This is a genomic window from Nocardioides marinisabuli, assembly GCF_013466785.1.
In the GTDB taxonomy this organism is placed as follows: Bacteria; Actinomycetota; Actinomycetes; order Propionibacteriales; family Nocardioidaceae; genus Nocardioides; species Nocardioides marinisabuli.
Window position 1 is genome coordinate 3,226,604 of sequence record NZ_CP059163.1, and the last position, 11,998, is coordinate 3,238,601.

At 74.5% G+C, this 11,998-nt stretch carries 12 protein-coding genes; 10 read left to right on the forward strand and 2 right to left on the reverse strand.

Features of this window, described 5'->3' with window-relative positions; all coding sequences use genetic code 11:
* The first annotated feature begins 27 nt into the window (after positions 1 to 27).
* The 3 genes from H0S66_RS15480 (at position 28) to H0S66_RS15490 (ending at position 2,273) form a co-directional block, all read left to right on the forward strand.
* Positions 28 to 798: a 3-hydroxybutyrate dehydrogenase gene (locus H0S66_RS15480; protein ID WP_179616171.1), complete on the forward strand. Its 771-nt coding sequence runs from the start codon at positions 28 to 30 to the stop codon at positions 796 to 798.
* Positions 799 to 861: 63 nt separating this feature from the next.
* A complete protein-coding gene (locus tag H0S66_RS15485; RefSeq protein WP_179617449.1) occupies positions 862 to 1,635 on the forward strand; it encodes a CoA transferase subunit A in 774 nt (257 codons plus the stop codon).
* The gene (locus H0S66_RS15490) at positions 1,635 to 2,273 is read left to right on the forward strand and encodes a 3-oxoacid CoA-transferase subunit B (protein WP_179616172.1); all 639 of its coding nucleotides are present in this window, start codon (positions 1,635 to 1,637) and stop codon (positions 2,271 to 2,273) included. Before H0S66_RS15485 ends, H0S66_RS15490 begins: the two co-directional genes overlap by 1 nt.
* A gap of 307 nt (positions 2,274 to 2,580) precedes the next feature.
* On the opposite strand, the gene H0S66_RS15495 is transcribed toward H0S66_RS15490, so the two are convergent.
* Positions 2,581 to 3,021 (reverse strand): SRPBCC family protein, encoded by a 441-nt coding sequence (locus tag H0S66_RS15495; protein WP_179616173.1) that lies wholly within the window; start codon positions 3,019 to 3,021, stop codon positions 2,581 to 2,583.
* A 19-nt stretch (positions 3,022 to 3,040) separates the two neighbouring features.
* Between H0S66_RS15495 and H0S66_RS15500 the strand changes: the two genes are divergently transcribed.
* The 3 genes from H0S66_RS15500 (at position 3,041) to ctlX (ending at position 7,537) form a co-directional block, all read left to right on the forward strand.
* Positions 3,041 to 5,437, forward strand: a complete 2,397-nt coding sequence (locus H0S66_RS15500) for an ATP-binding cassette domain-containing protein (RefSeq protein WP_179616174.1) — start codon at positions 3,041 to 3,043, stop codon at positions 5,435 to 5,437.
* Between the two features lie 189 nt (positions 5,438 to 5,626).
* Positions 5,627 to 6,352, forward strand: coding sequence for a sulfite exporter TauE/SafE family protein (locus H0S66_RS15505; RefSeq protein ID WP_179616175.1), 726 nt, complete (start codon positions 5,627 to 5,629; stop codon positions 6,350 to 6,352).
* Positions 6,353 to 6,508: 156 nt separating this feature from the next.
* Entirely contained in the window at positions 6,509 to 7,537 is a 1,029-nt protein-coding gene (gene ctlX / locus H0S66_RS15510) for a citrulline utilization hydrolase CtlX (RefSeq protein ID WP_179616176.1), read from the forward strand.
* Here the strand turns inward: ctlX and H0S66_RS15515 are convergent, their stop codons facing one another.
* On the reverse strand, positions 7,538 to 8,578 hold the full coding sequence (locus H0S66_RS15515; RefSeq protein ID WP_179616177.1) for a flavin monoamine oxidase family protein: 1,041 nt from the start codon (positions 8,576 to 8,578) through the stop codon (positions 7,538 to 7,540).
* Positions 8,579 to 8,683: 105 nt separating this feature from the next.
* Between H0S66_RS15515 and H0S66_RS15520 the strand changes: the two genes are divergently transcribed.
* From H0S66_RS15520 to H0S66_RS15535, 4 genes are all read left to right on the forward strand, one after another.
* Positions 8,684 to 9,175, forward strand: a complete 492-nt coding sequence (locus H0S66_RS15520; RefSeq protein WP_179616178.1) for a cupin domain-containing protein — start codon at positions 8,684 to 8,686, stop codon at positions 9,173 to 9,175.
* A 29-nt stretch (positions 9,176 to 9,204) separates the two neighbouring features.
* Complete coding sequence (locus H0S66_RS15525; protein WP_179616179.1) at positions 9,205 to 9,600, forward strand: pyridoxamine 5'-phosphate oxidase family protein; 396 nt, start codon at positions 9,205 to 9,207, stop codon at positions 9,598 to 9,600.
* A 174-nt stretch (positions 9,601 to 9,774) separates the two neighbouring features.
* Positions 9,775 to 11,262: a DUF3375 domain-containing protein gene (locus tag H0S66_RS15530; RefSeq protein ID WP_179616180.1), complete on the forward strand. Its 1,488-nt coding sequence runs from the start codon at positions 9,775 to 9,777 to the stop codon at positions 11,260 to 11,262.
* Positions 11,259 to 11,996: a DUF4194 domain-containing protein gene (locus tag H0S66_RS15535; RefSeq protein WP_179616181.1), complete on the forward strand. Its 738-nt coding sequence runs from the start codon at positions 11,259 to 11,261 to the stop codon at positions 11,994 to 11,996. The genes H0S66_RS15530 and H0S66_RS15535 overlap by 4 nt, the downstream gene beginning before the upstream one ends.
* The last annotated feature ends 2 nt before the right edge of the window (positions 11,997 to 11,998 follow it).

Here is an 11,998-nt window from a genome sequence, read left to right on the forward strand (position 1 = left end):
CGGGCCCGGTCGTCCTACCGTGTCGCCATGAGCTCTGTGACCGCCACCACGCCCGCGCCCCTGGAGGGCCGCCGCGCCCTCGTCACCGGCGGCGCCGGCGGCATCGGCGCCGCCGTCGTCGAGGCCCTCGCCGCCCAGGGCGCCCACGTCGTGGTGGTCGACCGCGACGAGGACGCCGCCGCCAAGGTCGCCGCCCGCGTCGGCGGCAGCGCCGTCGGCGTCGACCTGACCGACCCCGCGGCCATCGACGGCCTCGACCTCGACGTCGACATCCTGGTCAACAACGCCGGCGTCCAGCACGTCGCGCCCGTGCACGAGCTCGACCCCGCCAAGTTCCAGCAGGTCCACGACCTGATGCTGCGGGCCCCCTTCCTGCTGGCCCGCCGCGCCCTGCCCGGCATGTACGAGCGCGGCTGGGGCCGGCTGGTGCACGTCTCCAGCGTCCACGGCCTGCGCGCCTCGGCCTACAAGTCGGCCTACGTCTCGGCCAAGCACGGCCTCGAGGGCTTGTCGAAGGTCCTCGCCGTCGAGGGCGCCGGCAAGGGCGTCACCTCCAACACCGTGTGCCCCGGCTACGTGCGCACGCCCCTCGTCGAGGGCCAGATCGCCGACCAGGCGCGGGTGCACGACCTGCCCGAGGACCGGGTCGTCGACGAGGTCCTGCTGGCCCGCACCCCCGTCAAGCGCCTCGTCGAGCCCGAGGAGGTCGCCGGCCTGGTGACCTGGCTGTGCGGCCCGCACGCCGCCTCGGTCACCGGCACCTCCCACGTCATGGACGGCGGGTGGACGGCGACGTGAGCCGCCCCGCGCCCGTACCCTGGCTCCGCCCCTCCAACCAGACAGGTCGGTGAACAGCAGATGATCGACAAGACGTTCGGGTCGGCGGCGGAGGCCGTCGCCGACATCGCCTCCGGCTCCACGCTCGTGGTCGGTGGCTTCGGCCTCTGCGGCATCCCCTCGGTGCTGATCCAGGCCGTCCTCGAGGCCGGCACCGACGAGCTCGAGCTGGTCTCGAACAACGCCGGTGTCGACGACTGGGGCCTGGGGCTCCTGCTCGGCGCCGGGCGCGTGCGCCGCATGGTCGCCTCCTACGTGGGGGAGAACAAGGAGTTCGCCCGCCAGTACCTCTCGGGCGAGCTCGAGGTCGAGCTGACCCCGCAGGGCACGCTCGCCGAGCGGATGCGGGCCGGGGGAGCGGGCATCGGTGCGTTCTTCACCCGCACCGGCGTCGGCACCCAGGTCGCCGAGGGCGGGCTGCCCTGGCGCTACGCCGCCGACGGCAGCGTCGCGATCGCCTCGCCGGCCAAGCAGACCCAGGTCCTGCCCACCCCCGACGGCCCGCAGGAGCACGTGCTCGAGCACGCGATCCACGCCGACTTCGGGCTGGTGCGCGCCTGGAAGGGCGACCGGCACGGCAACCTCGTCTACAAGGACGCGGCGCGCAACTTCAACCCGCCGGCCGCCATGTGCGGGCGCACCACCATCGCCGAGGTCGAGCACCTCGTCGAGCCCGGCGAGATCGACCCGGCCGACGTGCACACCCCCGGCGTGTTCGTGCAGCGGGTGGTCGAGCTGACCCCCGAGCAGGCCGCCGACAAGCGGATCGAGAAGCGCACCGTGAAGGAGGCCAGCTGATGGGCTGGAGCAGGGACGACATGGCCGCGCGTGCCGCGGCCGAGCTGGAGGACGGCTCCTACGTCAACCTCGGGATCGGGCTGCCCACCAAGGTGCCCGACCACGTGCCCGACGGCGTCGAGCTGGTGCTGCAGTCGGAGAACGGGATCCTGGGCGTCGGGCCCTACCCGGTGGCCGGCACCGAGGACCCCGACCTGATCAACGCCGGCAAGGAGACCGTCACGCTGCGCCGCGGGGCGTCGTACTTCGACTCCGCCACGTCGTTCGCGATGATCCGCGGCGGCAAGGTCGACGCCGCGATCCTGGGCGGCATGCAGGTCGCCGGCAACGGCGACCTGGCCAACTGGATGGTGCCCGGCGCGATGGTCAAGGGCATGGGCGGCGCGATGGACCTGGTGCACGGCGCCCGCCGGGTCATCGTGCTGATGGAGCACACCGCCCGCGACGGCTCGGCCAAGCTGGTGCGCGAGTGCTCGCTGCCGCTGACCGGCAAGGCCGTGGTGCACCGGGTCATCACCGACCTCGGCGTTCTCGACGTGACCGGCACCGGCTTCCGGCTCGTCGAGCTCGCGCCCGGCGTGAGCGAGGACGAGGTGCGCGAGCACACCGACGCCGACCTCGAGGTCGCGCTGGGCTGAGCCCGCCCACGAGGTGAGACGGCTCAGCAGCGGTGGGGCCACGCCCAGGCGTCGCCGCTGGGCAGGCTCCGCCGCGCAGGCACCCGGTTCTGCTCGGGTAGGCCCAGGGGTCGGCGGTGACCCAGCAACCGTCCGGCGCCCGCGCCCGGTTGCTGACGCACCGCCCACCCGGGTCGCTGGGGAAGTGGCGCCGGCTCGCTGGGGAAGTGGCGCCGGGTCGCTGAGGAAGTGGCGCCGGGTCGCTGAGGAAGTGGCGCCGGCTCGCTGAGGAAGTGGCGCCGGCTCGCGGTCGGATCCTCGGCTCGGGTCAGTGGCGACGCTCGGCGATGAACGCCAGACGGCGCAGCGTCTCGGTGTTGCGCCAGGCCAGCGGCAGGTCGCGCAGCGGCTTGGGCACCAGCCTGCCGGGGCCGCTGCGGGCGTCCTCCTCGATGGTGACCCGGGTGCGGGTGCCGCCGTCGAGCGGCTCGAGGCGCAGCGTCACGCCGGCCTCGCCGCTGGGCCACGCCTTGGCGTGCACCCGCAGCAGCTCCACGGGGCGGCACTCCACGACCTCGGTCTCGTCGTCCAGCAGCAGCGGCCAGCTGCCCACCGAGTGGTGCAGGCGGGCGCCCACGGCGGGCCAGTCGTCGTCGACCTCGCGCATCCGCGAGGCGCCCACCACCCACAGCGGGTAGAGCCAGCCGTCGGCCAGCACCGCCCACACGTCGTGCGGCGTCGCGGAGATCTCTCTGGTGTTGGTGCTCACGAGACCTATCGTGACCACCATGGTGGCTGCGCAAACCGACCGCGGGGGTGAGCACCCCGCCGACCGGCACGACCTGATCCGGGTGCAGGGGGCGCGGGTCAACAACCTGCGCGACATCGACGTCGAGGTGCCCAAGCGGCGGCTGACGGTCTTCACCGGCGTGTCCGGGTCGGGCAAGAGCTCGCTGGTGCACGGCACCATCGCCGCGGAGTCGCAGCGGATGATCAACGAGACCTACAGCGCCTTCCTCCAGGGCTTCATGCCGAGCCTGGCGCGCCCCGACGTCGACGTCCTCGAGGGGCTCACCACCGCGATCGTCGTCGACCAGGAGCGGATGGGTGCCAACCCGCGCTCGACGGTCGGCACCGTCACCGACGCCAACGCCATGCTGCGCATCCTCTTCAGCCGCATCGGCGAGCCGCACGTCGGCCCGCCGACCGCCTTCGCGTTCAACGTCCCCACCCGCACCGCCAGCGGTGTGATGAAGACGCAGAAGGGCGGGAGCGAGCAGCGCACCGTGGTCCGCGAGGCGGTCTACCAGGGCGGCATGTGCCCGCGCTGCGACGGCACCGGGCGGGTCAGCGACATCGACCTGACCGCGCTGTACGACGACTCCCGCTCGCTGGCCGAGGGCGCCCTGACGGTGCCCGGCTTCAGCATGGACGGCTGGTACGGCCGGATCTTCAGCGGGGCGGGCCTGCCGATGGACAAGCCGATCGCCAGGTTCAGCGACGAGGAGCTCGACACGCTCCTGCACGCGCCGCCGACCAAGATCAAGGTCGACGGGGTCAACCTCACGTTCGAGGGGCTCATCCCCAAGATCCAGAAGTCGATGCTCTCCAAGGACCGCGAGGCGCTGCAGCCCCACGTGCGCCGCTTCGTGGAGCGCGCCGCCACCCAGCAGACCTGCCCGGAGTGCGGCGGCACCCGGCTGCGCCGCGAGGCGCTGTCGTCGCGGATCCGCGGCCGCAACATCGCCGAGCTCTGCGCGATGCAGATCAGCGACCTGGCCACGTGGCTGCGCGACCTCGACGAGCCCGGCGTCGCGCCGCTCGTCGGCAGCCTGCGCCACCTCGTCGACTCCTTCGAGGAGATCGGGCTGGGCTACCTCTCCCTCGACCGCCCCTCCGGGACCCTGTCGGGCGGGGAGGCCCAGCGCACCAAGATGATCCGCCACCTCGGCTCGTCGCTGACCGACGTCACCTACGTCTTCGACGAGCCGACGATCGGCCTGCACGCCCACGACGTCGAACGGATGAACCGGCTGCTGCTGCGCCTGCGCGACAAGGGCAACACGGTGCTGGTCGTCGAGCACAAGCCCGAGGCGATCGTGGTCGCCGACCACGTCGTCGACCTGGGGCCCGGTGCCGGCTCGCAGGGCGGCACCATCTGCTTCGAGGGCAGCGTCGAGGGGCTGCGGTCCAGCGGCACCGTCACCGGGCGCCACCTCGACGACCGGGCCCGGCTCAAGGACACCGTGCGGACCGCGACCGGCGTCATAGAGGTGCGCGGGGCCGCGACCCACAACCTGCGCGACGTCGACGTCGACATCCCGCTCGGGGTGCTGTGCGTGGTCACCGGGGTGGCGGGCTCCGGCAAGACCTCGCTGGTGCACGGCTCGGTCGCGGTGCGCGACGACGTGGTGGTCGTCGACCAGGGCCCGATCAGCGGGTCGCGGCGCAGCAACCCGGCGACGTACACGGGCCTGCTCGACCCGGTCCGCAAGGCTTTCGCCAAGGCCAACGGCGTCAAGCCGGCGCTGTTCAGCTCCAACTCCGAGGGGGCGTGCGGGGCCTGCAACGGCGCCGGGGTGATCTACACCGAGCTCGGCATCATGGAGACCGTCGAGTCCACCTGCGAGGAGTGCGAGGGCCGCCGCTTCGACCGCGCGGTGCTCGAGCACACCCTGGGCGGCCGCGACATCGCCGAGGTCCTGGCGATGTCGGTCGACGAGGCGGCCGGCTTCTTCGCCGAGGGGCCGGCGCGCACCCCGGCGGCGCTCGCCGTGCTCCAGCGCCTGGTCGACGTCGGGCTCGGCTACGTGCGCCTGGGCCAGCCGCTCCCCACGCTCTCGGGCGGCGAGCGGCAGCGCCTCAAGCTCGCGACCCACCTCAAGGACAGCAGCGGCGTGCTGGTGCTCGACGAGCCCACCAGCGGCCTGCACCTGGCCGACGTCGAGCAGCTGCTGGCGCTGCTCGACCGGCTCGTCGACGACGGGCGCTCGGTCGTGGTCGTCGAGCACCACCAGGCCGTGATGGCCCACGCCGACTGGATCGTCGACCTCGGGCCCGGGGCCGGTCACGACGGCGGCCGGGTCGTCTTCGAGGGCACCCCCGCCCAGCTGGTCGCCGACGCCGGCACGCTCACCGGCCGGCACCTCGCGGCGTACGTCGGCGGCGAGCCGGCGCGCCGCTGACCAGCCAGAACCCTTCCTGAGGGTGGTGGTCGGGCCCCGGTGCCCGGTGGCTTGATGGGCAGCGGGCGCGGTCCCACGCAGCAGCGGACCGCAACCGGACACGGGGGACCGCACCCACGGCCCGGCGGCAGCACGCCTGTCGCCGGGTCGAGTGCGGTGCCGGGCCGCCACCAGGGCAGGATCGCCCCCGTGGGCACCCTGGTCGTCGTCGCGCTCGCGGCCGTGGCGATCTTCGCGCTGGCAGCCCTGGCCCAGGCCGCCAGCGGCTTCGGCTCGGCGCTGGTCGCGGTGCCCCTGCTCAGCTTCGTCGTCGGCCCCGGCGACGCACTCGTGGCCGCGACCCTCGCCGGGCTGGTCCTCACCGGCGGCGCCTGGCGCCGCGAGCACGGCCACACCGACGCGCCCGTCGTACGACGGCTGACCGTGGCGGGGGCCCTGGGGATGCCGGCCGGGCTGGCGGTGCTGCTGCTGGCCTCCGAGCGGGTGCTGACCACGGTGATCGCGGTGGTGCTGCTGCTCACCGTCGCGCTGCTGGCCGCGGGGGTGCGGCTGCCGACCGGCCGCCGGGCCCAGTGGGGCGCAGGCGCGACCAGCGGCGCGCTGCTGACCTCGACGGGCATGAACGGCCCACCGCTGGTGCTGGTGCTGCGCGACGAGTCTCCGCACCGCTTCCGGGCCACCCTGCAGGCCACCTTCTGCCTGCAGGACGCGGTCGCGGTGGTGGCCTTCGTGGCGCTGGGACAGGTCGGGGCGCCGGTGCTGGTGGCCGCCGGGGCCGGGGTGCTCGGGATGCCGCTGGGCTGGCGGCTGGGCGACGCGGTCTTCCAGCGGCTCTCGCCGCAGCGGTTCCGGGTGCTGGTGCTGGCCGGTCTGGTCGTCACGGGCGTCGTGGCCCTCGCCAAGGCGCTGGCCTGACCGCGAGCCGGCGCCAGTTCCGCGCCGAGCCGGCGCGAGTTCCGCGCCGAGCCGGCGCGAGTTCCGCGCCGAGCCGGCGCGAGTTCCTCGCCGAGCCGGCGCCAGTTCCGGACGTCGGCTCCGTGCCCGGACCCGTCGTCGTCTAGGTTCCGGGGTGTGAGCGCACAGGCCCCCTCCGCCGTCATCCTCGTCCGAGCCGAGAGGTTCGTCCCCAACCCCGCGACCGCGGCCGACAACGCCTTCCAGGCCGACGTGCCGTCGGGGCAGAGCGACGCCGAGACCTCCGCGGCGGCGCTGGCTGAGATGGACGCGGTCGCCGAGACGCTGCGCGAGGCCGGGGTGCGCGTGCACGTCTTCGCCGACAGCGACCACACCCGCCCCGACAGCGTCTTCCCCAACAACTGGCTCTCCACCCACGCCGGCGGCCAGGTCGCGGTCTACCCGATGTACGCCTCCAACCGGCGCCACGAGCGACGCTCCGACGTCCTGGAGATGCTCAAGTCGTCGTACCGCGTGCAGACGATCGTCGACTACTCCGGGCTCGAGCCCGACGGCATCTTCCTCGAGGGCACCGGCGCGATGGTGCTCGACCACGTCTCGCGGGTCGCCTACACCGCGGTCTCGCACCGCGCCGACACCCACGTGCTCGAGCGGTTCTGCACCGACTTCGGCTACGAGCCGATGGCCTTCGACGCCTTCGACTCCGCCGGCGTGCCGGTCTACCACACCAACGTGATGGCCTGCATCGGCACCGACGTGGCCCTCTTCGCCCTCGAGATGATCCCCGACGAGGTGCGCCGCGAGGCGGTGCGCGAGCGGCTGACGGTCAACGGGCGCCGGGTCGTGGAGCTGACCGAGGAGCAGGTGCGTGAGTTCGCCGGCAACGCCGTCGAGCTGTGCGGCCGCACGCCGGACGGCCGGCGCCGCTACATCATGGTGATGTCGGCGCGGGCCCGGCGCAGCCTGCGCCCCGACCAGGTGGCGGCCATCGAGGAGTCGTGCGAGATCGTCGCGGTCGAGATCCCGACGATCGAGCTGGCCGGCGGCTCGGTGCGCTGCATGATCGCGGGGGTCCACCTCGACCGCCGGCGCCCCGGCCTCGAGCCCGAGCGCACCCCGGCGGTCGAGGCGATCGACGAGGACCCGCACACCCCCGACGGCCGCGACGTGGCCGGCGACGACTGATCAGCCGGTGATGGCGTCGACGGCGCGCCCGGCAGCGGCCAGCGCCCCCTCGACGTGCCCGGCGTACGACGTCGCGGTCTCGGTCGAGGCCCAGTGCAGGCGGCCGTCCAGCGCCGGCGCGCTCAACAGCGGGTGGCCGTAGCGGGAGCGGTCGGCCGGCCGTGCGGCCGCGTCGGCCGGGCTGGTCCACCGCTCGCGGCTCCAGTCGGCGATGGTGAGGCTGCGGGGCTCGGCGCCGCGCGGGCCGAAGAGACGCCCGAGCTGGGCCCGCACCTGCGCCTCGGCGTCGGGACCCAGCAGCGCCGCGGGGGCGAACCCGAAGATCGCCGCGGGGTCGCCACCGGGGCCGGACAGGTCGTGCACCTCCTGGAGCGGCCCGAGCCGGCTGGCCGCGGCGCCGGCCAGCCCGGCGTGGCGCCAGAACGGCTCGTCGTAGACGGCCACGACCTTCGCGACCTGGCCCATCCACACCGGCACCGTCGCCGCGAGGCGCGCCACCGCCCCGGGCAGGTCGGGCAGGTCCACGGTGTCGACGGCGACAGACGGGGGCAGCGCGAGCACCACGTGGCGGGCCCGCCACCTCCGGCCGCGCGCGCCCACCTCGAGCCGGCCCCCGGCGCCCACGACGACGCGGTCGACGGGGTGCTCGAGCAGCAGGCTGCCGGCCGGCAGCCGACGGGCCAGGGCGTCGGTGAGGCCGGCCGCACCGCCGGCGTAGCGGTGCGCGGGCACGTCGATGAGGTTGCCGGGGTGGCGCAGCACCCCGCCCAGGTCCTCCACGACCGTGTCGCCGGCCAGGTGCTGGGCGTACGTCGCCACGCCGAGGCGCCGGGCCAGCGTCAGCACGCGCGCCTCGCCGTCCCAGCCCCACGAGGCCCCCAGGTCCAGGCCCTCGGGCGTGCTCAGCAGCCGGCCACCGGTGCGGGAGCGGGCCTCGAGGACCACCACGTCGGACCCGGCGCCGGCCAGGGCCTCGGCGGCGGCCAGCCCGCTGATGCCCGCTCCGACCACCACGACGTCGGTCTCCTGCGCCTCGCTCACCCCGTGAGTCTCCCCGGGCCGGGCGGACGGCCCCGGGCCGGGGCTGGCCGCAGATGCCCCGGATGGGGCATGGCCGGGCGGTGCCTCCGGGCGTAGCGTGCGGTCATGGACGGCGCAGCACCCGTCGTGCTCGGCCCCGAGGACGGCGACATCTCACCCGAGGGCCGGGTCCGGGACCGCTTCCTGCTGGAGGCGCACCAGACCGGCGGCCACTTCGCGCTCGTGGAGCACCGCTTCGAGCCGCACTCGCTCGCCGCGCCGATGCACCGGCACTCCCGCGAGGACGAGTACACCTACGTCGTGCGGGGCCGGATCGGCGCGATCACCGACGGCCGCGAGGTGCTCGCCGAGACCGGCGACCTGGTGCACAAGCCGCGCGGGCAGTGGCACACGTTCTGGAACCCCGGCGACGAGGAGGCGCGCGTCCTCGAGCTGATCTCGCCGGGCGGCTTCGAGCAGCTCTTCCGCTGGATGATGACCCACCCGGTCGAGGACCCCGCCGAGCTGGCGGTCGAGGCGGCGTCGTACGGCGCGGAGGTCGACATGGAGGCGACCGTGCGGCTGCTGCAGGAGCACGCGGGCGAGTTCGACTTCTGAGGACGACCAGGCACCTGGGGAGGACGGGCGTGGAGGAGCTGGACGCGGGGGAGTGCTGGCGGCTGCTGGGCGAGGCCGCGGTCGGCCGGCTGGCGTGGTGCGAGGCCGACGGGCCGGTGCTGATCCCGGTCAACCACGCCGTGGCCGACGGCGTCCTGCTGCTGCGCACCGCCCCCTGGACCTCGTTGGTGACCCACGTCGACGACAGCCCGGTCGCCTACGAGGTCGACGGCAGCGACCCGGGGACCCGCACCGGCTGGAGCGTTCTGGTGCGCGGGCGCGCCGAGGTGTCGTACGCCGCCGACCGCCACGCGAGCGACTCGCACGCCCCCGATCCTTGGCCCGACCCGTGGCCCGACCGCTCGCACGCCGCCCTGGTGCGCATCCACCCCGACGAGGTCGCCGGGCGCCGCCTCACCCGCTGACCCGGCCCATATCTCTCGCTGACCCGGCCCAAACTTCGCACCGACCCGGCGCGTACCCGCGCCCCGGCACCCTGCCGGATCCGCCCGGGCCCCCTCTCTGGGATGCTTGCCCGTCGTGTGCGCAGGCTAGAGCGGGCCGAAGCGGGGCCGGGGCAGGTCGAGGAGGACGAGGCAGTGAGCGAGATCGCGAGCGAGCTCGCCCGGGTCAAGGGCGCCTTCTCCCAGCCCACGCTGACCCTGCTGCACCAGCGCCAGGCGCCGGTGGTCATCACGATCTTCCGGGCCGTCTTCGGCCGCGACAACCGGCCGGTGCCCACCGCCCGGCTGCACGCGCAGGTCGAGGAGCAGCTCGCCCAGATCCGCCAGGCCGGCGAGGTCGAGGTGCCCAACGGCAGCGTGCGCGACCTGTGCCACCGCTGGATGCGCGGGCAGTGGCTGGTGCGCTCGCTCGACGAGCGCGGCCAGGAGGTCTACACGCTGACCTCGCACGCCCAGCAGGCGCTCCAGCTGGTCAAGAACCTCACCCGCGACCGCGCGACGCTCAGCGAGCACCGCATCGCCACCCTCCTGGGCACGGTGCGCCGCTTCAACGCCGAGGCCAACCCCGACCGCACCGCGCGCGTCAGCATCCTCAACGGCGAGATCGCGCGGTTGCAGGCCGAGCGCGACCGGCTCGTCGACGGCGCCGAGATGCCCAGCCCGACCGAGGACTACATGCTCGAGGGCTTCACCGAGCTGCTCTCGCTGGTCTCGGCGCTGCCCAGCGACTTCGCGCGCGTCGAGGAGCGCTTCACCCAGATCCGAGGCGAGATCCTGGCCGCCTTCCGGGCCGAGGACCGCCCGGCCGGCGAGGTGATCGACGACTACCTGGCCCGCGCCGACGCGCTGATGACCGCCACCCAGGAGGGCCGGGCCTTCGAGGGCGCCTTCGCCCTGCTGCGCGACGACGCGCTGGTCACCCGGCTGCGCGAGGACCTGGGCGCGCTGCTCGACCACCCTCTCTCCGAGCGGCTGCTGGGGGAGGCCGAGCGCGCCGAGCTGCGCGGCACGGTCCGCCTGGTCCGCGAGGGCCTCGACCGGGTGCTCTCGCAGCGCTCGCGGGTCACCGCGACCCTCAAGGAGTACATCGTCTCCCACGACGCCGTGCGCGACCGCCAGCTCGAGCAGACGCTGCGCCAGGTCGAGTCCGAGCTGATGACCTGGATGGCGTCGACCGGGCCGCGCGCCACCCACGACGTGCCCCTGCTGCCGGCCCGGGTCACCCTCGACCACCTGCGCGAGCGCTTCCACGACCCGGCCGACGACGTGCTGCCCGACCGCATCACCACCGCCGACCCCGACGACGCGCCCCCGGTCTCGCTCGACGAGCTGCTCGCCCAGGGCGGCCCGCAGCTCTCGGTGCTGCGCGGGCGCCTCGACGAGGCGCTGGCCGACCTGGTGCCGGCGGGCTCGCTGGGCGAGGTCTTCGACTCCCTCGCCCCCGCCCTGCGCCGGCCGGTGGAGATCTTCGGCCTGCTGCACCTGGCCGCCGACCGCGGCTGGCTCAGCGACGAGGGCCTCGAGGCGTACGCCGCCGTGCGCCCCGACGGCTCGACGCGCACGTTCACGGTGCCGCGCACCCCGCTGCCCGACCCCGACCTCGAGAGCGAGCACCACCGATGAGCACCTACCTCGAGCACGACCCGGGCGACGTCGAGGCGCTGGGCGAGGAGGACCTCGAGGCAGGCTCGGTCTCCCTCTTCGAGGGTGACGAGGGCGGTCTCGACCTCGGCCAGCGCCACGCCCTGGTGACCCTGCTCAAGCAGCGCTTCATCTCGGCCCGCACCCACCCGCGCGACTGGGCGGTGCTGGTGGAGCACGAGCGGCTGCTGCGCTCGCGCCTCAACGACCTGTTCCTCGACCTGGCCGTCGACCGCTCCCGCGAGGTGGCCTGGAAGCGCCAGGCGATCTCCGAGACCGGCAGCCGCTTCCCGACGCTGCTCTACGACGCCGCCTGGTCGCGCGAGGAGACGCTGGTGCTGATCCACCTGCGCGACCGGCTGCGCAGCGGCCTGGCCGGCGGCGAGACCCGGGTGCACGTGGACCGCGAGGACGTCGTCGACTACGTCGCCAGCTTCCGCCCCGCCCACGCCACCGACGAGTCCGGTGACGAGAAGCGGGCCCGCAACGCGGTGGCCAGCATCGTCAAGGCGGGCCTGCTGATCGGCGCGGTCGGCGACGACCGCTACGAGGTCAGCGAGGCCGTCGAGCCGCTGCTGCCGCTCGAGGTGCTCCAGCAGCTGCTCGAGTCGCTGCAGCGCGCCAACAGCGGCGAGCAGGCCGCCGACGACGAGACCCCCGACTCCGACCTCTTCGAGCCCGACGCCCCGAGCAACGCCACCACCGGAGGCCAGTGAGC

Coding starts and splice junctions, on each gene's coding strand:
- H0S66_RS15535 (WP_179616181.1), top strand. CDS start 11,259: ATGAGCACCTACCTCGAGCACGACCCGGGCGACGTCGAGGCGCTGGGC.
- H0S66_RS15480 (WP_179616171.1), top strand. CDS start 28: ATGAGCTCTGTGACCGCCACCACGCCCGCGCCCCTGGAGGGCCGCCGC.
- H0S66_RS15500 (WP_179616174.1), top strand. CDS start 3,041: ATGGTGGCTGCGCAAACCGACCGCGGGGGTGAGCACCCCGCCGACCGG.
- H0S66_RS15520 (WP_179616178.1), top strand. CDS start 8,684: ATGGACGGCGCAGCACCCGTCGTGCTCGGCCCCGAGGACGGCGACATC.
- H0S66_RS15490 (WP_179616172.1), top strand. CDS start 1,635: ATGGGCTGGAGCAGGGACGACATGGCCGCGCGTGCCGCGGCCGAGCTG.